This is a genomic window from Paenibacillus daejeonensis DSM 15491 (genome assembly GCF_000378385.1).
Classification (GTDB): Bacteria; Bacillota; Bacilli; order Paenibacillales; family Paenibacillaceae; genus Paenibacillus_D; species Paenibacillus_D daejeonensis.
Genome location: NZ_KB899670.1, coordinates 39,870 through 60,545, shown reverse-complemented (window position 1 = coordinate 60,545; position 20,676 = coordinate 39,870). Strand labels below are relative to the sequence as shown.

The following is a 20,676-nucleotide window of genomic DNA, read 5'->3' as shown; positions in this document are numbered from 1 at the left end:
AGCTTGGCTCAGCGCCGTCACAGAAGCTATAGCGCCACCTTCTCTAGGGATGTTATAATGTAAGCGCAAACATAGCATAGAAATCAGGGGGCTTCCATGTACAAGCTGATGATCTGGTTCTTTATTCCTTATATCATCATCATGATTATTACGCATGCCATCAGCATGTACTCCTACTACAATACCTTTGTTGCAATGAAAGAAGAGATTGTAGCGGTCAATATTCAGGCACTGGACCAGACCAAAGAAATTCTGGACCGACGGCTGGCCGAGATCGGTCTGCCGCATTCCTCCCAGGGAGAAACCGTCGTTTTGATCGGTGAGCAGCAGATCCGGCAGCTTCTGGAGGGACTCGTCCAGGCCCCTGAGGGCTGGGCCTATATTACAGACAAGCAAGGCCAAGTCCTTGTCTCGACCGCAGCTCAGGGAACGGAGGGGCAATCGCCCAGACCACGCACGATCTCCACACCCGGGCCGCGCCAGGGTGTCTTCGAGAAGACCGTGGACGGCAATGCCATGACGGTTGTCTACAACACCTCAAGCCACAACAACTGGCAATATGTCGTCGTCCAGCCGACCGGTACGGTGATGGACAGCGTCAGCGCCGCTCAGCGGACCACGCTGACTGCGCTGGCAATCTCTTTTGTGATCGGGGCCTGCATTGTACTGTATATGGCTTATCGCAACAGCCGTCCGCTTCAAGCGCTTCTCCGGCGTGTCATGGAAGGGCTGGAAGGGGAGACACCCACGGGCAAGGATGCCTATGGACTAATAGAAGAGAAACTTCGCGCGCTCACGGTGGGCAAGGCCCAGCTGGAGCAGCGGATGACGGAGCAGCTGCCGAGGCTGCGGCATAGGTTCATTGACCAATTGCTCAAGGGAGAGTTCAGCTCAGAGGATGAGATTCGGCAGCGACTGGGCCATGCCGGCATCTCGCTCGGCAATGGTCATTACTGTGTCACCGTATTGCAGCTCCATCTCTATGAAGATGAGGCAAGCTCGCAACCCGAGTTGAAGCGGCTGGATAAGGTACGCATGATTGCCCGGGAAGTCCTGCTGAGCGTCACCCGCGCTGAAGATTACCTGTACGATATTGATGAAGACAAAATCGCACTCCTGTATGCTTGCAAGAAGGAAGGGGATGAAGCCTGCCAGGATGGGCTGACACAGCTCCTATCCCCTGTCAAAGAACTGTTGGAGGAACGTCTAACGGTGCGTTGTCTGCTGGCTGCCGGCTCGATGTCGGGAGGACTCTCTGAGATCTCCCGCTCATATGAAGAAGCCCGGCAGGCTCTTGCCGCCGGTGATCCCCTGAATCCGGATGGCCCCATCGTGTGGTATAGCGACCTGCCGCGCGGTATGCATTCCTACAGTTACCCAGCTGATCTGGAGGGACGGCTGGTCAATTTGATCAAAGCCGGCAACGAGACGGAGACACACGCCCTGCTGATGGAGCTGCAGGAGGAGAACTTCATCCGGCGTCAGCTGACCCAGCCGATGCTGCAGTTATTCCTGTATGATCTGATCGGTACGGTGATGAAGCTCTCCGAACAGCTGAACCAGCACGAAGGGGATACCCGCGAGGCTTATGCCGAGGCGCTGCTGCTGCAATTGGACGAATACGCGAATATGGGATCCATCTTCCTGCTCGTCGAGGAGGCCTGCCTGCAGCTGTGCCATTCCCAGCATGCGCGCAAGCGGAGCCGTAACGTAGGGCTGCGAGACCAAGTCGTCGACTTCGTCCGTCAATCGTATGCGGAGCCGGGTGATTGACCCTCATCCATTCCCGTAACGTTGCCCAACAGCCCTGCCAGCCCCACTCCATCACCTTAACGACAAAAATACCACTATTTTCACATACTTGGCCTCATTTAGGCTCCCTAAAGACAAAAATACAATTAAATCACCCGAAATACCCAGTATCTAGAAATTTCGTCCGGTTTAACTGCACTTTTGACCTTATCCCTGTCCGATGCTCCAATTCGCGCCTTACTAACTGCACTTTTGTCTGTAGTATCGGTTATAGTGATAGCAAACTACCCCCACATCAAGCATCCAGCTTGATGTGGGGGTAGGGGAGCCGTTTTTGTTATCTCCAATCGTGTTTCTTTAGCACACTCTGCAAGTAAGCGATGGTCTCTTTGGCATACCAGTCAGGCTCGCCCGCCCGTTTATCGAATCCAACCTCAGCGGTTAAGTAACCCGAGTACCCTGTTTCCTTGAGTGCCTTCAGTACTGCTTCCATATCGCATCGCCCCATCCCCGGCGGTAAACGATCACTGTCCGCCAGATGGATATGATGCAACTTATCGCCCATCCGATATACATAATCGCTTGCAACCTCATTACGATACAGGGCATGGAAGGTGTCAAACATTACCTTGACGTTGTCTTGTCCCGACTGCTCGGCCAACATTAGCGCATCGTCAGCGGAATCAACTAGATTGCTGTCAGTTGGCGTCGGTTCAACGACAAGTGTAATGCCCAGCTCCTTGGCGTAAGGAGCCAAACCGGTTAATGCCTCCAGACTGTGACTCCAGGCATCCGATTGTGATGTTCCAAACACCGCCCACCCGGGCAGATAGATGACTGTCGGACACTCCCAGTCGTGCGCCAGTCTCAGGATATCCTTGTAGTGTTCAACTGTTAACGCACGCTCCTCCACCACTGGTGAGCTGGGGTTATTGCCCGGTCCCCCGCCTGGCGCCGGCAGCATCGAAGATACGGCGAGCCGCTCTTTGCGCAGCAACTGCAGAATATCCTTGCGGCGCTCTGGGGTGAGGGCCGCTGGCCAGGCATGCGGACTGGCACAGCCAATTTCAATAGCGTCATACCCGAAACTGGCTAGCCGGCGAATCACTTCCTCCAACGGATACGAGGGTACCCATACCGGAAAACTACTATAGGCCCAAGTGTTAAACGATATGCCTTTCATGACATCCCCATCCTTTCTTGCTGATGCCTACCGATATCGGTACGCAAGCCTTATTCCCACACAAACACTGCTTTCTCCGTTTCTCTGGCATCGAACATCCGGAATGCTTGTTCGGCCTCCTCCAGCTTGAACGTATGGGAGACCAACTTCTCGACTGGCAGCTTGCGGTCTAGAATAAAGCGGGTGATCTCATCGTATTCGAAAATGGGAAAGTACCATGAGCCCATGACGGTAATCTGCTTGCGAATCAACTGATCGCTCGGGTTAATGGTCAGCTCCCTGCCCTCACCGATGAATGCTGCCCGACCGTGCGCCCGAAGACTGTTCAACGCTGTATTCTGCGCATGTGGGCTGCCGGAGCAATCAATCACCGCATCCGCGCCGCGTCCGCCGGTCAGTTCCATGATGCGGGCCAGCACATCCTCCTTGCCGTTTATCGTATACTCGGCTCCGAGTTCCTTGGCCATCTCCAACCGTTCATCCAGCATGTCCACTGCGATGACCGTCGCGCCAAGACCTCGAGCCACCATTACGCCCGCGCCGCCCATCGGCCCCATGCCGAAGATGACAAGCGTGTCTCTGCCGTTGATCGCCAGACGCTTCTGTGCATGATATAGCGTTCCTACGGCATCCGTCGAGACGGCAGCGACGAGGTAGCTCATCTCGTCGGGAATACGCATGCAGTTCTCCTCCGGCACGACGACATAGTCGGCATCGCCGCCATGCTTGTCAAAGCCGATGCACTGCCAATCGGTACAAAACATTTTATAGCCGCTTTTGCAGTGCGCGCATTCACCGCAGCCGATCGCCAGATAGACTGCGACGCGATCGCCATTCTTAAACCGCTCTACCCCTGCTCCGATCTCTACGATCTCGCCCGCCGGCTCGTGCCCAGGATGGATGCAGCCAGAGGTCGCCGCTTCTCCGCCGACCACGGGATTGCCATAGTACAAGCTCATATCGCTGCGACAAATCGCCGACGCTTTCATCCGGATCAGTACTTCGCCTTGTCCCGGCTGAGGAATCGGTACCTCTCTCACTTCAACTTTCTTGTCCCCTGGAAATATGACCGCCTTCATAGTCATTGCTGTCCCCTCCGTTTGTTTAAGTTGGTTAATGGTCAAAGCTCGACCGCTGCCCATTGTTGCCGCTCATGACTCTTCAAAATGGCATCGGTAATGCACATGGACAGGTGACCGTCAGCAAACGTAGCAAATCCGCATGGATCCCGCTCCGGGTCCTTACCGTCTCTAATATAGCTGTAGAAATGAAGCATCATGTTCTTCAGCGAATCCGGCCATCCTTCATGATGCCCGCCCGGATGATGAATGGAAGACCTCGCCTCTTCGAGAAACAGGGCCGGATCGGCAAGCATCATCTCGTTGGAACGATCCCGGTGACCAATCCACAGACCTGCTGGCTCCTCTTGCTTCCAGGCTGCCGATTTGCGGGTGCCGTTCAGCTCGAAGCTCAGCGCATTTTTACGTCCGGCGCTCACTTGGGACACGGTAAACACCCCCTTGCTACCGTCTTCGAACCGCAGCAGCACCGAGCCATAATCCTCCGTGTCGATGGGTACCTCTTCGTATAGCTGATGGTTGTCAGCCCCGTCCCCAAATGTCTCCCCGCTACCGGAGACAGGCTTCTTGCGTACCGGCAGCACCGTCCAAAGATCGGCGAACACAGCGGCTATCCGCTTCCCCGTTACATACTGGATGCTATCGCACCAATGGGAGCCGATGTCGGCCATGGCCCGCGAACGCCCACCCGCCTGGCTGTCAAGTCTCCAGTTGTAATCTGTATCATACAACAGCCAATCCTGGAGGTAACTGCCGTGCACCAGCCGGATATCGCCGAATTCACCTTTCTTGACCATCTCCGAGAGCTGCTTCATCATCGGGTATTGACGATAATTGAAATTGACACCGTGAATAATCCCACGCTCTCTCGCCAATTTCACCAGCTCAGCCGTCTGCATACTGGATGTAGCGAGCGGCTTCTCTGAGAGCACATGCTTGCCAGCGGCAATAATCGCTTTGTTAATGTCATAGTGAAGATAGTTAGGTGTGCAATTATGCACAACATCGATATCCGGGTTGGCCAGTAACTCGTTATAGTCGCCGTAGGCGAGCGGAACGCCAAGCTGCTCTGCCTTGCGGTCTGCCTTCTCTTGCGTATCCTGCGCCAGCGCAGCAACCTCGACGAATTCCAACCTTCGGATCGCTTCAATGTGCGCCGAGCCGATGAACCCGCTCCCGATAATGCCTGCTTTCAGTTTGCGGCTCATTTCCTGATCGCCTTCCTTCCGAACACGACCGCCAGGATAATGATCAGCCCCTTGATCATCATCTGTTGGCTGACGTCAAGTCCCATGATGATCAATCCGTTGTTGATCGTGCCCATCATCAGCGCACCGACCAGCGTACCGATAATGGTCCCCACCCCGCCGAACAAGCTCGTCCCGCCTAAGATTACAGCCGCAATAACGGACAACTCGTCGCCTTCGCCGAACGAGAAGCGCCCGGCATTCATCCGCCCGGCATAGAGCAGTCCGGCCAATCCGGCCATTAGGCCTGTCCCCAGGAAGACAAGTAGCTTGATCCGTCCTGTCTTGACGCCGGAGAAGCGCGCTGCATTCTCATTGCCGCCTGTAGCCAGTGTCTGCCGGCCGAATGCCGTCTTGCGAAGGAGCACATGGGCGATGACCGTGAACACCACCATCCAGATGAGCAAGACGGGGATGGTGCCGAGATTGCCGGACCCGAACCAGAAATTAAACGTAGCATTGGTAATTGGCACCGGGGCCGTATCGGTTACCCACATCGCCATCCCTTTCACCGCTCCCATGGAAGCAAGGGTGACGAGGAAAGAGGGAATCGCTGCCTTCGTGACCAGCAGGCCATTGACTAAACCGACAAGCAAGCCCGTCCCAAGACCCGCAACCACTCCGCCAAGGACGCCAAGGCCCGATTGCAGGGCATAGGCTCCCGTAAGCGATGCAAGAGCGGCTGTAGAGCCGACAGACAAATCGATCTCACCCGTACTAATGACGAACGTCATCGCAAGTGCCATCAATGCGATGATTGCCGTCTGCCTGATAATGTTGAGCAGGTTGCCGGTTGTCATGAACCCTTGATCAAACAAAGAGATTGCAAAATAAGCGAATACCCCGACGAAAGCAATATAGACGATATAATTGCGCCACGGGAAGTGTTTCACAGCTGCCAGCATTCCCTGCTTAGACTCACGCAGCTCAGTATCCCTGGATTGCATATTGCAGCCCCTCCTCCGATTCAATATCTTGGCGTTTCATTGATTTGCCCATCCGCCCTTCATGCATGATCAGCACACGATCGCTGAGCGCTAGCAGCTCCTGTAGCTCCGAGGAGACGACGAGGATGGCCTTGCCACTCTCCGCCAGTTCCCGGATGATGTCTACAATTTCCGTCTTGGCACCGATATCTACACCAATCGTCGGCTCATCCAGAAGCAGGACCTCCGGATGGTTGGCAAGCCATTTGGCCAGCACAATCTTCTGCTGATTACCGCCGGAGAGCAGGTTGCTGGCCTTGGAGATAGAGTCTGTTTTAATGTTGAGACGCTTCACCAGCTCCCGGCTCAGCTCATTCATCTTCTTGCCGTCCAATAGCGGACCTCTGCGAACCTTCGCAAGAATCGGTAAGATCATATTGTCCCGCACACTATGCTGCAGGACCAGCCCTTGCACCCGACGGTCCTCTGGGATCAATGCGATGCCCGCGGCGATTGCGTCAGACGGATTGCGGATGGCACATCGGCGTCCCCTTACGTAGATCTCGCCGCTGTGTATCCGGTCGATGCCGAATATCGCACGCAGCAGCTCCGTCCTGCCGCTCCCCATGAGCCCGGCGATGCCCACAATCTCCCCCGGCTGGATCCGCAGACTTACCTGCCTCACCTTATCGCCGGCCGTGAGCTCGCGCACTTCGAATGCTGGCTCACCAGCCTCATCGTACGGGCGCTCGACCCATTCGAACGCCTTGCCCGATGCCACACCGACGATGTCTGTGATCACTTGATCCATCGATGTCTCAGAAATCTGAGATGTACTGATCTTGCGGCCGTCCCGCATGATTGTGATGCGGTCGCAGACGCGGAAGATCTCATCCATCCGGTGCGAGATATAGATGATCGCATAGCCTTTTGCTTTTAGCTTGTTCATAAACGTGAACAGGACTTCCGTCTCCGTCTTCGTGAGCGAGGAGGTCGGCTCGTCCATGATAAGAATCTTTGCTTCTTGAGACAGTGCTTTGGCAATCTCGGTCATCTGCCAATAGCCGACGCCCAGGTCCTGAACCAGGTCGGAAGGTTGTATATCAACACCAAGCTCGGCAAGGAGCTTTGCAGCTTTTTTCTCGTTAGCTTTGTCATCGAGCAATCCCAGCGAAGTCTTGGATTCACGGGTCAGATAGATATTCTGTGCGACCGTTAAGGTCGGGATCAGACTGAATTCCTGAAAAATCATCGAGATGCCGTTGGATCTTGCATCCTCATAATTGCGGATCGCAACGACATTATCGTCCAGCTTCACTTCGCCGCGGTCTGCCGAATAGACACCTGTCAAGATTTTCATCAGTGTAGACTTGCCTGCGCCATTGCCCCCCATCAGGGCATGGATCTCGCCTTGCTTGACCGAGAAGTCAACATCCTTCAGAACCGGGATGCCATTAAAGGATTTAAAGATACCGTTCATCTCCAGAATAGGCGGTTTCATCGCTTCACCTTCTTTATGGATACGCCTTGTGTTCCCGGATTTCACGAAAGTTCAAGCTCTCAGGGGCGAAATCCGGGAACAATTCAACGTCCTACTTGATTGCGTCTTGCACAGTAGATGGAGCATCCGTGCCGTAGATAAGCTTCCAGCTCTCCAGCACGTTCTCTCGTGTCACCTTGATTGCAGGGGAGGCTACATAAGCGGGAGCTTCCTTGTCCAGCAGAGCGTATCCGGCCAGAATCGCTTGGGCCACGCCTTGATCGTACGGCAGCTGGGCACCCAGCCCCTGAACAATGCCGTCGGAAACGATAGAAATGGCGACATTGGTCCCCAGATCGACGGTGGTCACGATTAGGTCATTGCGGCCGGCGGTACGGGCAGCGGCCATGACGCCTTCAGCAGGCACATCCCACGGCGCGAAGATGCCATCGATGTCGGGATGCCGGGTCAGCATGGCGGAGGCCACCTCTTCCCCTTTGTTGGGATCCGTGATGCCGCTCTGCGCCACGATCTCGATATCCGGATATTGTTCCTTGATCCGGGCTTCGAAGGCATCGGAACGGTTCTTGGTAACAAAGAAATTGACGTCATGGTAGACAATGCCGACCTTGCCTGAGCCGCCCAGCTTCTCGGCCATGATGTCGGCTGCTACCGCGCCGTTGCCGTAGTTGTCACCGGAGACGATGCTAATGTAATCCTCGCCTGCTGTCATGCCCTCGGCTGCTCCGTCCATGAATACAAGCTTTACGCCTTGTTCGACAGCACGTTTGTAAGCCGATGCCGTAGATACCGCATCAACAGGTACGGAGATCATAATATCCGGATTTCTGGCAAGGACGGTCTCGATATCATTGACCTGCTTCTCCGCTTTGAACTGTGCGTCAGTCACTGCGACGACCTCGATGCCCATCTTCTCGAAAGAATCGCGCATAGCGCCAACTGCGGCTGTCATATAGTCCGTTCCGGAATAATGCATGACAATAGCTGCTTTATAGTTACCGTCTTTGATCTTCTGCAGTTCCTCTTCACTGAGGCTCAAGTCTTTGGCAGATACAGCCTGTTCGCCGTTAGGACCTACATCTTGTACTTCGAGATCGGGTATATCCGGGTTAATGGTGAGGGGGCCGCTTGTCTCTGTGTATCCATTGTGCGGCTCTGGGGTAGGCTCATTCCCGCCCGGGGTTGCGTTTGGTGGGGCTGCATTGCCGCAGCCGGCAAGTACCATCCCGCAAACCATAAGTAACGCGAGCGGCTTCGCCAATTTTCTGTTCATTGTAGGTGTCCCCTTTCTATATCTCCAGGTTATATCAGGCGACATTCGCAAGCGATGCGCCTGATGTACTTTGAGTATAGAGGGGCGAAGGAGGGAGAAGTAGAGGAGTAATTTAACCTGCAGGGGGGAACTTTTTAGTGCACCGGGGTGTCTTCCAGCTGCCGGATCTCCTCTGCGGCTTCCGATAGCGCCGTCCTGGCATCCTTGGTGAAACTCAGGTATTGCTGGACCGCTGTCTGGATCGCCTCCGACAATTGGTCATAATGGATGGTTCTCGGTCTGCCAACACCGACGCTCAGCGACTCACCCAACACCCGATAATATTCGCGCTGCGAGGCATCCTCCAACAACTGGGCAGCCTCGTATGCCGACTTGCGAGTGACGTGCTGACGAAAACGCAAATACTTCTTCTGCACAGCAGAACTGGTTAGATACTCCGCCAATTCAAAAGCGCTCTGCTTCCGTTCTGAATACCGGTTCACCGCCAGCCCCCAGGAACCAAAATGCGGTCCTCGCACCAATTCCCCGTCATGGAGCATACCCGGCATCATGAAGTAGCCCACGGTTCCGTTCACCTGGGGATTCAGCCGCATATCGTGGTAATTCATGCCCATTGCCACTTGCCCAAAACCAAAAGCGATCTCCACCTCATCCCAAGTGTACGACAGTACGTCAGGGGGTGTGACCCGAAAGTCGTGAATCCAACTCCCATAAGCTTCAAGCGCTTGCACACCTTCCTCCTGATGGAAGACAGGCTCGTTATCGTCATTCAACAGACGCCCGCCATAGACGCTTAAGAACGATTTGAAATCAACAAAGTTCGATTCGTGCTTCGCCGACATCAGCGTCGTTCCGTAAATCCGTTGTCCATCATCCGAGAGCTCCGTCGTGAAAAATCTGGCGATGTCAAGATACTCATCTAGTGTATCTGGAATTGTCAGTTCACGGTTAAAGCGATTTCGAAACTGTGTCCGATTGGTTTCGTCATCGAATAAATCCTTGCGATAGCTGACGACAAGGACATTGGACTGAATCGGAAAGCTCCAGATGTCAAAACCAGCTGCTGTAATGTCATCCAGCTTCACGGGGTCCATCACGGGAGGTGCTTGCTGTGGATTCTGTTCATTGAACACGGACGTATCCAAGAAAAGCTTGGCGATGTAGTCCTCCATGTCGAATCGTTTCCAAGCCGGGATGTATTGGCTCAGCGGTTCTAAATGCTGGATAATTCTCGGTATCCAAGGCGTATCTATGGCGATAAGATCATAATATCCACTCTCTCTCGCCAACTCCGAAAAAACACGTTCTTGCAGGCTATTATAGGGGAATGCATTGACCTCCACCCGCACCCCCGTCACCCGTTCATACTCTTCTGCTGCACTGATGACTGCTTCCGAGCCAGCCTCCGCTGCAGCATACAACACGCGCAATACAGGATCTGCTTCGTTCTCCTGAACAGTTGGCGGCTCGGTGTCCGATCCACCGAAACAACCTGCCGTAACCATGGATATCCAACCAAGCATGAACAATGTGCCGATGCTTCTTTTCAGCTGTTTCACCTTGAATTCCGCCCTCCTCTTGATTCGCTTTGCCTACGCAGCTCGGAAGGGGAATATCCGAACTCTTTCTTGAACAAGCTGCGGAAATAAGATTGATCCGTATACCCCATCATCTCAGCGATCTCTGTGATCCTCTTATCCGAAGTCAGTAACAGCTTCCGTGAAGCATTCATCTTTTTCTTAGTCAGAAAATGCACGAAATTCAACCCCATCCGCTGCTTGAAGGTCCGGCTGAGCGTAACCGGATGAACATTAACCGCATCGGCTACCATCTCCAGCGTCAGCTGCATATCCTCCGACTGTGCGATGATATCTAGCGCCTGCTGGAACCAACCGGATGCATGCTCGTCCACAGGACTGCCCACGGCAGACACATCCTGAAGGGCCTTAACGCCGCCCAGTACCATCCGCTGAACCCCCTCCCGCAGCTGCTGCCAATTACTATGGCGAGTCACCCATTCATACCAGTAGCTCCACGCCGCTTCATCGATGAAGATCACCTCTCTTCTCATCAGTCCCTCATCGAGTTGGGCCATCAAAGTCGCACATTCCTTTACGAGTTCCGTAAAGCCGGGACGCTCCAGCTCTGCTAGCCATTGAGCGAGCGCAGACCCCAGCTCGTCCTGCTGGCCTGCTCGCGCGGCATGTATGACCTGCAGCCGCAGCTTATGCACCTTCGCGGACCATGCTTTATCTCGCACCACGGGACTGCCAACGCTCACATCTCTAGCAGTCCCGAAAAACCGCTGCTCCTGTTCAACAGCAATTACATGCTTCAATACTAGTGTAAAGCTGCGCTTTTCCCGAAAACAATCGGCCTGCAATCCGGTCTCTGTCCTTACTATGATGAGCTCAAGACCCTCCCGTACCACGATCGTTAACAAAACGTGCTTAAGCTCCGGTTGTGCTATTTTGTCCGACAACACAACGATCCGCTTCGCTTCTCTCTCATCGAACCACAGACTAGCATTGTATAGTCTTATCTGATCGACGGAAATATAAGGCATAGGATCTGCAGCCAAACATTGTCCCATTTCCTGCAGAGCGGCCTGCTCCTGCTCTACTTTGATTTTCTCCACAATTTCCCGTAACTTGACTCTATCCGCCGGCTTCAACAAATAGTCGGTCGCCCCTAGTTGTAAAGATTGACGGGCATATTCAAATTCGTCATACCCTGATATAATGACCACATAAATCGCAGGGTAGTTTCGCTTGACCTGCTTTAGAATGTCAAGCCCGTCGACGTCCGGCATTCTGATATCAAGGAAGATCAGATCCGGACGGATCAGTTCGATACGATCAAGTGCCAACAAGCCATACTCGCCATTGAACACCTTGGCGTCGGGAAACAGCGCAGTCAGCTTCTGAATGATGCTTGTCCGGACTCCAAGCTCGTCATCAATGACACATATTTTCACTTGAATCCAACTCCTTTAAGAAACTTTGAGATGATATTTTGCACAAGAGTAAGGAGGGAATCTTTCGTTGTTTCGCTTCCAGCCTGTTACCCGTATCCTAAACCGCTTATCTCTGAAGTTCAAGTTGTTTGTGTTATTAATTCTTATTTCCATTATCCCCATTACGCTCGTCAGCTACAGCTCCGAGTATTTCATGTATCGTTCGGGCACAGAGTACTCCGCCACCATCTCCGAGCAATATGTCGACTTCGTCTCGCGGGAGATGTCCGGTTATCTTGACAGTCTAAACCAATCATTTGATAGTGTATTTATGAATCCCAGTTTTCAGAGTTTTATGACAACACCTGCGGATCAGTTGGATATGCAGGCCACACACATGATGCGGATTCGTCCGATCGTACGTAACACCTTGCAATTTCACCCTGAAGTAGCCGGTATCCTCTATCTGGATCGGCTGGACAAGCATTATTTTGACTCTTACCAGAAACAACTGGATCTTGCATTCGATTTTTCCACCAAACCTTACTACCAAGACATCCTCACGCTTGATCGCCCGGAGCTGACAGGACCGCGCACGCTGGACTATATCGCATACAGCGAAACCAATGTGTTCTCGTATGTTCGGCCGATCTTCCATACACTCACTGGTACTACCCAAGCTGTGTTTATTATGGAGATCCACGAGGACAAACTCCGCAGCATGCTGAGTGAAGGCGATCAGGATCAGCAAGGGCAAGTGATGCTTCTGCATGAGCCTAGCGGTACTATCGTATCCGACCTTCCCCAAGCCAAGGCGTTGGTCGACGACTTTCGCGCGGCACGGGATGAGCATAGCCAGCAATCTATAGTCGTGTTTACATCTGACAATACGCAATATCAAGCCAGCTACGCTTCCTTGACGAATAGCGATTGGAGTATCATCTGGACCTCGCCTCTCAGCAGTATCCGGGAAGGGGTACAGCAAACCTATCGGCTGACATTGGTAATCGCCGCCTTAAGCTTAGCCGCCGCACTGATCATCGCCTTCCCTGTCATGAACGTCATCCTCTATCCACTGTACCGACTGAAGGAGAGTATGTTGAAGATGGGGCGCGGGAAAAGACAATACATCCAGGTAGAGCTTGGACACAACTACGATGAGATTGGTTTTCTCATTCACAGTTACAACCGAATGATTCAGCGGCTTGAATGGATGGAAAGCGAAGTCTATCAGGCAAATATGCGTGAGAAAGAACGGGAACTTCTTCAGTTACAAGCGCAGATTAATCCGCACTTTCTGTTCAACACTTTGGAGACGATTGAATCGTACGCAGTGAGTAACAAAGGGGAAGCCGTAGGAGAGATGGTACAATCCGTATCACAGATGATGCGTTATACGGTACGCAATGACGATGGTTTTGCAACCTTGCAGGAAGAATTGGACTATATTCGTAATTTCTTAACGATTCACTTCTATCGCAATGGCAAGGCCGTCCATGCCGATTTACAGATTGACTCTTCTGTTTTGGATCTGTCCGTGATGAAGCTCAGCATTCAACCGTTTGTCGAGAATGCCATCAAGTACGGGTGGGGTCCGCATCTGGGCCCGGACGACTTTACCCTGCGGGTCGATGTCATGCGAAGCGATACCTATCTGCACGTACGAATATATAACTCAGGCTCTAGTATTCCATCCCATGTGCTTTCGAAGTTGCACAGCTTGATTGCTAAGCGCGGCGAGACCCAAGACTCGTATTTCCGCAAACATACAGGTATTTATAATACCTATCGCCGCTTTGTCTTGATGTATGGTGAGGAATTGGTTTTCCACATCGAAAGCGATTCTGATACCGGAACTGTTTTTGAGTTTCATCTTCCCTTTCATCAGCGAAAACTATCCGACACAGAGCAAAAAGGGTAGCCTCCTCTAAAAACTCAGGCTACCCCACACTACCCCTTCTTTTTCTTATACCATTCCCAAAAGTAAAAGATCCAGATAAAGATGACAAGTAATACGATAGCCCAATAAGACACAGGACTATCTGTGAAATTATCCATGTACCACAGAAACGCAAGTAATATAGCAGCTCCTACATGAGCAAATAGGAGTTTGTTTTTCATCCTATTCCTCAAATACAAAACGAGTGAAATCATTAGGATGGCAATTCCTATAGCAGGAAGAATTGAATCTTCAGATCCAACAAGCAAGGGGATACCTATTAGCGAGATTGCAACAACCAAAATTATCGTAATCATTATGGTATTTGTATTTTTCATTATAACAACCTCCTTACACAAAAAATGTCAGTAACATGTTAAGATTAAACAATGTCACTGACCGTTTCATCCCTCTATTTTATATGTACACCCGTGACCGCCTGTCCAAGAGACTTGTATTTATTAGTAAAAGGGAATCAAGTCCCTTAATCTTTTGCTAAATGTTCTCTTCTCCTTTATCCCCCACGTTAGATTCAAAAGTACTGGTGGTAAATAAGTGGGATCATCCCACTCATAAGTTCCATCTAAAGTTAGCCTTCCGATCCAAACCTCTCGATTTTCGTCCACCTTCATGGCCCACTTGCCACTATAAATTATACTGTCTATATTTTTCTCCACATATTTTGAGGCTTTGCCAAAATTAAATGTCTCTGCAAGGGAAGCGTCCACTTCACGAATCAATGATTCATATTTCGCTTCCTGCTGTTGCCACGAGAACTCTGAATCCCAGATATCAATCAATTGATATCCCGTTAGATGGGTTTCGATCCATTCTTTAAGCTGATCTGATACATAGAGATAGGGTTGAAGCCGGTCCCCCTCATGCATTTGAATTCGAAACATATCATGCCCTTTTACAACGTCCTCATAAAGACTAATTTCCTTGTAACCCATTAATCGCCCATCAGGCCTTCCTCCCACTCTGTCTACCAATGACTCCTCGCCATTCACGCAATCCAGAACAGTGAGTGCATTTAGAATATAGCAATCCATGGATGGGTTTAAAGGTAACAATTCAACATTTAAGTTCGGAAATTGATTAAATAGCTCCTTTGCTTTTCCATTAATAATTAGCGCTCCCGAGATCCTCCCTAAGAAATCCGTCGGCTGGTTATAATCCTTCAACTCAAGCTCACAGGTTTTAAGCTTTCCTTGCAGCGTTTTGGCCTGACTTGTCATTTCGTAAATGAGTGAATAATCTTCATGGTCCACGAATTCAGTATGATGCTTAAAAGGATCATAATCTAACAGCCACACTTTCATCAACTTGCTCCCCTTAACAAATAGTAGTTAACTAAATATCACCTTCTTATTTTACCATAATTTGTTTATAAATCACTCATTAATTTGTGCACAAAAAACGGGCGCCAGTATTGGCACCCGTTTCTTTTAATATCATAAATATCTCTTTTGCTTGTAATCTAAATCTTATAAGCCTTCATAGCCTTACGAATTTCCTTCCACGATGGGCGCTTGCCGTACATGAGAACGCCGGTACGGTAGATTTTGGCGGAGAGCCAGCCAAAGATCAAGATGCTGACGAGCAGCAGGCCGATGGACAAGGCAATCTCCCACAGTGCCGGATCGGTCAGGCCAACGCGGAGGAACATCGCGAATGGCGCAAAGAACGGAATATACGACGCTACCTGGATCAAGGTCGAGTCCGGTGCCGTCATCCCGAAGATACCGATGTAGAAGCCCGCCATTGAGAGGATCGTCACTGGCGTCAGCGCCTGTGCCAAATCCTCGGTGCGACTGACAATCGAACCGACAGCTGCGAACAGGGTTGCGAACAGGAAGTAGCCGCCGAAGTAGAAGATAATGGCATAGACATACAGCATTGGATCCAGCTCAGACAGATTAATATCGATACCCGCCAGCATTTCTTGGTTATGTGGCAGCATGACATTGATTAGGAAGACCAGGATAAAGGTACCGATCTGCATCGTGCCCACGAGGAACATCCCGAAGATTTTGCCGAACATCTGAGTGAGCGGCGCCACGCTTGTGACGAGGATTTCCATAACACGCGAGCTCTTCTCTGATGTAACCTCTGTCGCAATCAATTGACTTGTAATAAAGATACCCATGAACAAGAGGATAATGACCACATAGACAAAGCCCATGGCCAGACCGCTAGGTCCTGTTTCTCCACCAACCGTTTCCGTACCGGTCTCCGTCGAAATCTGTGTCGAGTTGAGGTTAATCGGCTCAAGCAGCGCCGCGCGTTGCTCCGCTGTCAAACCTGATTCCTCCAGGATGATATCGTTCCGAACGGTTTGCAGAGCTGACATTAGCGATACGGATGATCCGCCGCTAAGGGTCTCTGCCTTATACGTGACAGCGGGGAATGCCTGGCCTGCTTGCTCTTCAAAAATGAGGTAGCCACGAATCTCACCTTCACTGATCGCCTCGCGAAGCGCTTCTTCATTAGCATAGCCCGCGAGCTGCAGATCAGCTTCCTCGCCAAGATTATTATAATAAGTAGTTAGCGCGTCCGTCACCTGCGGCGCTTCGTTCTCGACATAACCGATGACTGTCGACTCTGTGGCAGCGTCATCTCCTGTGAATTGGCTGATAATAAAAGGCAAGTTAACGCCTAAACTCATGATTGCAGCAATAATGACGGTGGTCACAATAAACGATTTGGTACGGATTTTATTCTTTACTGTAAAGCCAACAACATTCCAAAAATTACTCATTTCTTCCACCTACCGATCGGATAAAGATTTCATTCAATGTGGGCTCTAGCAGCTCAAACCGGGTCAGCTCCGCCTGGGCCATTGCATGCCGCAGCAGATCCTGTGCCGTTTCTGGACGTTCAATCAACACTTCATAGCCATTTTCCATCCGCTTCACCTGACGGACACCGCTCAGGCCCTCCAGTCCGTTGAGCTCACCTTCGGTTCCCAGAATGACGCGCTCACGCGGGAATTGCTTCTTGATCTCCTTGATATTGCCCTGCAATACCGTATTGGAACGGTGCAAAATCGTGATGTTCCGGCACAGCTCTTCGACATGCTCCATCCGGTGGGTGGAGAACAGGATTGTAGTTCCGCTGTTGCGCAGCTCTTTGACCGTCGCCTTTAGTTGTTCTACGTTAACCGGGTCCAATCCGCTGAACGCTTCATCAAGAATGACGATGCTTGGTTTGTGGATGACCGCCGCGATAAATTGAATTTTCTGCTGATTCCCTTTGGACAGCTCTTCAATTTTCATGTTGTAGTACTCGGTAATGTTGAAGCGCTCCAGCCAGTCCCTCAGGTTCTTATCGGCATCCTTCTGCGACATTCCCCGCAGCCGGGCCAGGTACGTAATCTGTTCATTAATCTTGACCTTTGGATACATCCCTCTTTCCTCCGGGAGGTAACCAAGCATTTGCAATTGCTCCCGGCTGTAAGGCTTGCCATGATACAAAATTTTGCCTTCATCCGGGAAGATCAGTCCCAGCACCATACGCATGGTCGTCGTCTTACCCGCACCATTAGCGCCGAGCAACCCGTAGATTTCACCTTTTTCTACCTCGAAACTGATTTTGTTAACTGCTGTTTTGTCGCCATATTCCTTGACTACATTGTCTACGATTAACGGATTCATTGTCATACCCCTTTCGTTCTTGACGCTGAGTGCAAGGCGCGCTGCGCCATCAATTCAGCTAATATCTCATCGAGTTCCAATGGTTGTCTACCTTGAATGACAATGTTTCGCTCCTGCAGCCACACTTCGGACTGTTGAGCTGCGCTTGTCATGAGCTTGACTGTGTTGGAACCCGTTTTCTCCTTGCTGCTGTAGCCCGGCATCTCTTCCCATGGAATGTTCGCGTCTGGCACTTGCACATACAGGCAATGCCAACTGCTGAACAGCTCATCTTTCTCGTAAATACCCATCACCTGTCCATGTATCATAAATACGATGAAGTCGGCCAATCGTTTCACTTCTTCCACGATGTGGGAAGCCATCAGAATCGTCCGATCGCCACGCTCCATATGGCGGTGCAGAACATCGATCATCTTCCGCCAAGCCAGCGGATCCAATCCGGATGAAGGCTCATCGAGCAGCAGCAGCTCAGGATCATGGGCGATGGCCATCGCCAGCTCGTACTTGCGCCGCATCCCCTTGGACATCTTGCCCAGCTTCAACCCGTCGTCCACACCGAACAGATGCAGCAGCTCACGGTACCGGTTCACGTCCCAGCCTGGATACCAGTGCCTGGCGAAGGCTGTCTTGTCTTTGGCGCGCAAGCCATGATCATGAGACGGTGCATTCTCCTCCAGATAGCCAATTTGCTGCTTGTAATCCACCCCCAAGCCTGGTTTCACGGCCTGACCCAGCACCTCAATCTCGCCATCATCCGGCTGTACCAGACCGAGGAGCATACGAAATGTGGTGCTCTTGCCTGAGCCGTTCGGCCCTACAATGGCTGTAATATAGCCCTGTGGCACATTCAGGTTCAAAGGCCCCAATTGAAAATGCTCCCGGGTCAGCTTGACGCCGGATAGACGAATTACCTGCTGCTCCTCCATTATTCATCCTCCTGTTCATCCATCATCTCTTCGAAGAGCTTCCCGGAATAGCGCCTCCAGCTCTTCATCACTGCATTGTACTCTTCGGCCAGCATCGACCGCTTCTTCCATCGCCTTCACCACAGCCTCCAGCCGGTGTCGGTCCCGGTCAGCCGAGTCCACCTTGGCCACAAAGGTGCCGGTTCCCTGCTTGGTCCGCAGCAGCCCTTGGGCCTCAAGATCCTGATACACTCGGCGGATGGTGATGACGCTGCACTTCAGCTGCTGGGCGAATTCGCGGATCGACGGCAAGAGTGTCCCCTCCTGCAGTTGGCCGCTGACAATCAGCGCCCGGAGCTGGACCTCGATCTGATAGTAGAGCGGCTCAGCACTCTGTTCATTGATCTGGATTGTACGCCACACACCTTCACCACCTTTATCCTAAGCTCCCTATTCTCCTACAGGAACAAGCTCCGCCGTTCTATTCTGCTGTGAATCGCCGTATAGATCAGCCACATCAATCCCACTGCTGCAATCATTAGTACAACCGGCAGCCACCAGGTCCCCTCAATCATCAACAAGGCACTCTTGCGTATCAATCCGATCTGGGTGACTTCCAAGCCGAGGGTTACGAGACCGAAGAAGGCCATAAACACTAACGTCATGTACATGTATTGCTTACCTGAAACACCGAGCTCGAAACAAATATAGATACTGCCAATGACGACGCCGTAAGCGTACCAGATAAGGGCAAATCCCAGAAAAGCAAGCAGTTCCATCTCCCCGGCCCAATCCACAATCAAATAAATCATGGTGAAAAAGTAGAGCCAGCCGACAGTAAAGAAAATCGTGAATTGCAGCAGCCTGCTGCCGGCAATTTGACGTGATGTGATGGGCATACTACGCATATCAGCCAGTTTGTAGCTGTAGGTATCCTCTGACCATACACGCATCATTGTCCGATTCAAGGTGAAGCCGAACATGGGCATGAGGGTTAGGAAGAGAAAGTTCTCCACCCAAACCGTATATTCGTTCAGAGGTGCAGATTGATGAATCACAGCAATGATCATAAACGTCGTATAGTTCACTAACAAAAAGCTGAACAGAATGGATCTCCGTTCATTAAGCAGTTCATGCTTGGCAATCAGCCATATGCCCTGCCATGTCTTCATCTCTTCACCGCCTTAGGTCATCATACTGTATATATCTTTATACACAGTATAATCACACCTTGTTTCTTTGTCAAACAAAAAGCAAAACAAAAAAACGGCCCAAAGGCCGTTCATGTTCGAACTATGCAGTACCAGGATTCGGATTGGAGCTTGGCAATTCATCCGAATCTTTATTTTCCTTCTGGTACCATTCCTTGAAGACATAGATCAGGATAGCGCCATACATAAGCTCTTGGACGAGCTTCATCACTACGCCACCCAGCTGTTGGTCTTCAATCGGAGGCAGGAAATTGAAATACTCGGGTCCGCTGAATTGTTCAAGCAACCAGGTTGTGTCCCCTGGCAAACAGTATCCCATCGCTTGTACCCACACGTTCGGATCATTGTACATCGGATACAGTGGCTCTGGCGAGAAAATAATGAGGGCACACGCCGGTGTTAGCAGCACCCCGTTAGCAAAGATGAATCCCATCTTCTTGACCCCGCTCAGACGACTCCATTCCGGGACAGGGCTGACGATCTGCCACCACATCATGAAGGCGGAGATTAGCAGCACGAAGAAGTAAATCCGATGTACCGTGAAGTTCAACATAACATACTCATGAACCTCAGGGACATGATAAATTGAGAACAATATATTAAAGAGAATTAGTGAGATCAACGGGTGCATCATTGGCCGCAGGCGTTTCCAGAATGGCTTGCTGAAGGCAGCCCGCCATAAGAACGTAGGAACACCTAGCAAAATCATCGGTGGAACCACCAAGTAAGAGATCGCCATATTGGTCATATGAAACGAGAAAATCAAATGACCCAGGAGCTCCAATGGCCCGCCATTGGCCAAATAATATAACACCACGCCGCCCACAAAAAATGTTTTCTGTTTTAGCGTTGCGGCAGCCTCCATGGGATAATGACGCTCTCGCCATGGTCCGATTAGATAGAAATAGAGTATGACTATAGCTGCGAATATGAAAAATACGATCGGGCTCCACAATTCCTCAAAGCTGAAGTATTGCAATCCAAGCATCATGGATTCCCCTTCATTCTTAGAATTTGAAAAAAGAGGGGGTCACATGATGACCCGCCT

Annotated in this window: 17 protein-coding genes and 1 pseudogene; 2 read left to right on the top strand and 16 right to left on the bottom strand. The window is 51.3% G+C overall.

Annotated elements, in window-relative coordinates; all coding sequences use genetic code 11:
- Window positions 1–96: 96 nt before the first annotated feature.
- On the top strand, window positions 97–1,773 hold the full coding sequence (locus F556_RS0125180) for a hypothetical protein (RefSeq protein ID WP_020619781.1): 1,677 nt from the start codon (window positions 97–99) through the stop codon (window positions 1,771–1,773).
- Window positions 1,774–2,089: 316 nt separating this feature from the next.
- On the opposite strand, the pseudogene F556_RS0125175 reads toward F556_RS0125180, so the two are convergent.
- The 8 genes and pseudogenes from F556_RS0125175 to F556_RS36635 form a co-directional block, all read right to left on the bottom strand.
- A pseudogene (locus tag F556_RS0125175) lies at window positions 2,090–2,794 on the bottom strand (sugar phosphate isomerase/epimerase family protein); the annotation flags it as partial.
- 191 nt (window positions 2,795–2,985) lie between these two features.
- Window positions 2,986–4,020, bottom strand: coding sequence for a zinc-dependent alcohol dehydrogenase family protein (locus F556_RS0125170; protein WP_020619779.1), 1,035 nt, complete (start codon window positions 4,018–4,020; stop codon window positions 2,986–2,988).
- Window positions 4,021–4,055: 35 nt separating this feature from the next.
- Window positions 4,056–5,222, bottom strand: coding sequence for a Gfo/Idh/MocA family protein (locus tag F556_RS0125165; RefSeq protein ID WP_020619778.1), 1,167 nt, complete (start codon window positions 5,220–5,222; stop codon window positions 4,056–4,058).
- Complete coding sequence (locus F556_RS0125160) at window positions 5,219–6,208, bottom strand: ABC transporter permease (RefSeq protein ID WP_020619777.1); 990 nt, start codon at window positions 6,206–6,208, stop codon at window positions 5,219–5,221. Before F556_RS0125160 ends, F556_RS0125165 begins: the two co-directional genes overlap by 4 nt.
- The gene (locus F556_RS0125155) at window positions 6,189–7,688 is read right to left on the bottom strand and encodes a sugar ABC transporter ATP-binding protein (RefSeq protein ID WP_020619776.1); all 1,500 of its coding nucleotides are present in this window, start codon (window positions 7,686–7,688) and stop codon (window positions 6,189–6,191) included. Before F556_RS0125155 ends, F556_RS0125160 begins: the two co-directional genes overlap by 20 nt.
- A gap of 91 nt (window positions 7,689–7,779) precedes the next feature.
- Entirely contained in the window at window positions 7,780–8,961 is a 1,182-nt protein-coding gene (locus F556_RS0125150) for a substrate-binding domain-containing protein (RefSeq protein WP_020619775.1), read from the bottom strand.
- Window positions 8,962–9,095: 134 nt separating this feature from the next.
- Window positions 9,096–10,520, bottom strand: a complete 1,425-nt coding sequence (locus F556_RS0125145; protein WP_020619774.1) for an ABC transporter substrate-binding protein — start codon at window positions 10,518–10,520, stop codon at window positions 9,096–9,098.
- Window positions 10,517–11,938 carry a response regulator transcription factor gene (locus tag F556_RS36635; protein WP_020619773.1) on the bottom strand — a complete coding sequence of 474 codons (1,422 nt, stop codon included), beginning with the start codon at window positions 11,936–11,938 and terminating at the stop codon, window positions 10,517–10,519. The genes F556_RS0125145 and F556_RS36635 overlap by 4 nt, the downstream gene beginning before the upstream one ends.
- 67 nt (window positions 11,939–12,005) lie before the next feature.
- Here F556_RS36635 and F556_RS0125135 point away from each other — a divergent pair, with 67 nt between their 5' ends.
- Window positions 12,006–13,838: a sensor histidine kinase gene (locus F556_RS0125135; protein WP_020619772.1), complete on the top strand. Its 1,833-nt coding sequence runs from the start codon at window positions 12,006–12,008 to the stop codon at window positions 13,836–13,838.
- A gap of 29 nt (window positions 13,839–13,867) precedes the next feature.
- Here the strand turns inward: F556_RS0125135 and F556_RS0125130 are convergent, their stop codons facing one another.
- The 8 genes from F556_RS0125130 to ctaG form a co-directional block, all read right to left on the bottom strand.
- Entirely contained in the window at window positions 13,868–14,194 is a 327-nt protein-coding gene (locus tag F556_RS0125130; RefSeq protein WP_020619771.1) for a hypothetical protein, read from the bottom strand.
- Between the two features lie 123 nt (window positions 14,195–14,317).
- Window positions 14,318–15,178, bottom strand: coding sequence for an imm11 family protein (locus tag F556_RS0125125; protein ID WP_020619770.1), 861 nt, complete (start codon window positions 15,176–15,178; stop codon window positions 14,318–14,320).
- A gap of 158 nt (window positions 15,179–15,336) precedes the next feature.
- Window positions 15,337–16,617 carry an ABC transporter permease gene (locus F556_RS0125120; RefSeq protein ID WP_020619769.1) on the bottom strand — a complete coding sequence of 427 codons (1,281 nt, stop codon included), beginning with the start codon at window positions 16,615–16,617 and terminating at the stop codon, window positions 15,337–15,339.
- Window positions 16,610–17,512 carry an ABC transporter ATP-binding protein gene (locus tag F556_RS0125115; RefSeq protein WP_020619768.1) on the bottom strand — a complete coding sequence of 301 codons (903 nt, stop codon included), beginning with the start codon at window positions 17,510–17,512 and terminating at the stop codon, window positions 16,610–16,612. The genes F556_RS0125120 and F556_RS0125115 overlap by 8 nt, the downstream gene beginning before the upstream one ends.
- A 2-nt stretch (window positions 17,513–17,514) precedes the next feature.
- On the bottom strand, window positions 17,515–18,438 hold the full coding sequence (locus F556_RS0125110; RefSeq protein ID WP_020619767.1) for an ABC transporter ATP-binding protein: 924 nt from the start codon (window positions 18,436–18,438) through the stop codon (window positions 17,515–17,517).
- A gap of 15 nt (window positions 18,439–18,453) precedes the next feature.
- Entirely contained in the window at window positions 18,454–18,840 is a 387-nt protein-coding gene (locus F556_RS0125105) for a GntR family transcriptional regulator (protein ID WP_020619766.1), read from the bottom strand.
- Window positions 18,841–18,875: 35 nt separating this feature from the next.
- Window positions 18,876–19,589: a hypothetical protein gene (locus tag F556_RS0125100; RefSeq protein ID WP_020619765.1), complete on the bottom strand. Its 714-nt coding sequence runs from the start codon at window positions 19,587–19,589 to the stop codon at window positions 18,876–18,878.
- A gap of 121 nt (window positions 19,590–19,710) precedes the next feature.
- Entirely contained in the window at window positions 19,711–20,616 is a 906-nt protein-coding gene (gene ctaG, locus F556_RS0125095) for a cytochrome c oxidase assembly factor CtaG (RefSeq protein ID WP_020619764.1), read from the bottom strand.
- Between the last annotated feature and the right edge of the window lie 60 nt (window positions 20,617–20,676).

Bases quoted from the DNA above. Each gene is read 5' to 3' on its own strand.
- F556_RS0125180 (WP_020619781.1), top strand. From the start codon at position 97: ATGTACAAGCTGATGATCTGGTTCTTTATTCCTTATATCATCATCATG.
- F556_RS0125170 (WP_020619779.1), bottom strand. From the start codon at position 4,020: ATGACTATGAAGGCGGTCATATTTCCAGGGGACAAGAAAGTTGAAGTG.
- F556_RS0125165 (WP_020619778.1), bottom strand. From the start codon at position 5,222: ATGAGCCGCAAACTGAAAGCAGGCATTATCGGGAGCGGGTTCATCGGC.
- F556_RS0125160 (WP_020619777.1), bottom strand. From the start codon at position 6,208: ATGCAATCCAGGGATACTGAGCTGCGTGAGTCTAAGCAGGGAATGCTG.
- F556_RS0125155 (WP_020619776.1), bottom strand. From the start codon at position 7,688: ATGAAACCGCCTATTCTGGAGATGAACGGTATCTTTAAATCCTTTAAT.
- F556_RS0125150 (WP_020619775.1), bottom strand. From the start codon at position 8,961: ATGAACAGAAAATTGGCGAAGCCGCTCGCGTTACTTATGGTTTGCGGG.
- F556_RS0125130 (WP_020619771.1), bottom strand. From the start codon at position 14,194: ATGAAAAATACAAATACCATAATGATTACGATAATTTTGGTTGTTGCA.
- F556_RS0125125 (WP_020619770.1), bottom strand. From the start codon at position 15,178: ATGAAAGTGTGGCTGTTAGATTATGATCCTTTTAAGCATCATACTGAA.
- F556_RS0125120 (WP_020619769.1), bottom strand. From the start codon at position 16,617: ATGAGTAATTTTTGGAATGTTGTTGGCTTTACAGTAAAGAATAAAATC.
- F556_RS0125115 (WP_020619768.1), bottom strand. From the start codon at position 17,512: ATGAATCCGTTAATCGTAGACAATGTAGTCAAGGAATATGGCGACAAA.
- F556_RS0125110 (WP_020619767.1), bottom strand. From the start codon at position 18,438: ATGGAGGAGCAGCAGGTAATTCGTCTATCCGGCGTCAAGCTGACCCGG.
- F556_RS0125100 (WP_020619765.1), bottom strand. From the start codon at position 19,589: ATGAAGACATGGCAGGGCATATGGCTGATTGCCAAGCATGAACTGCTT.
- ctaG (WP_020619764.1), bottom strand. From the start codon at position 20,616: ATGCTTGGATTGCAATACTTCAGCTTTGAGGAATTGTGGAGCCCGATC.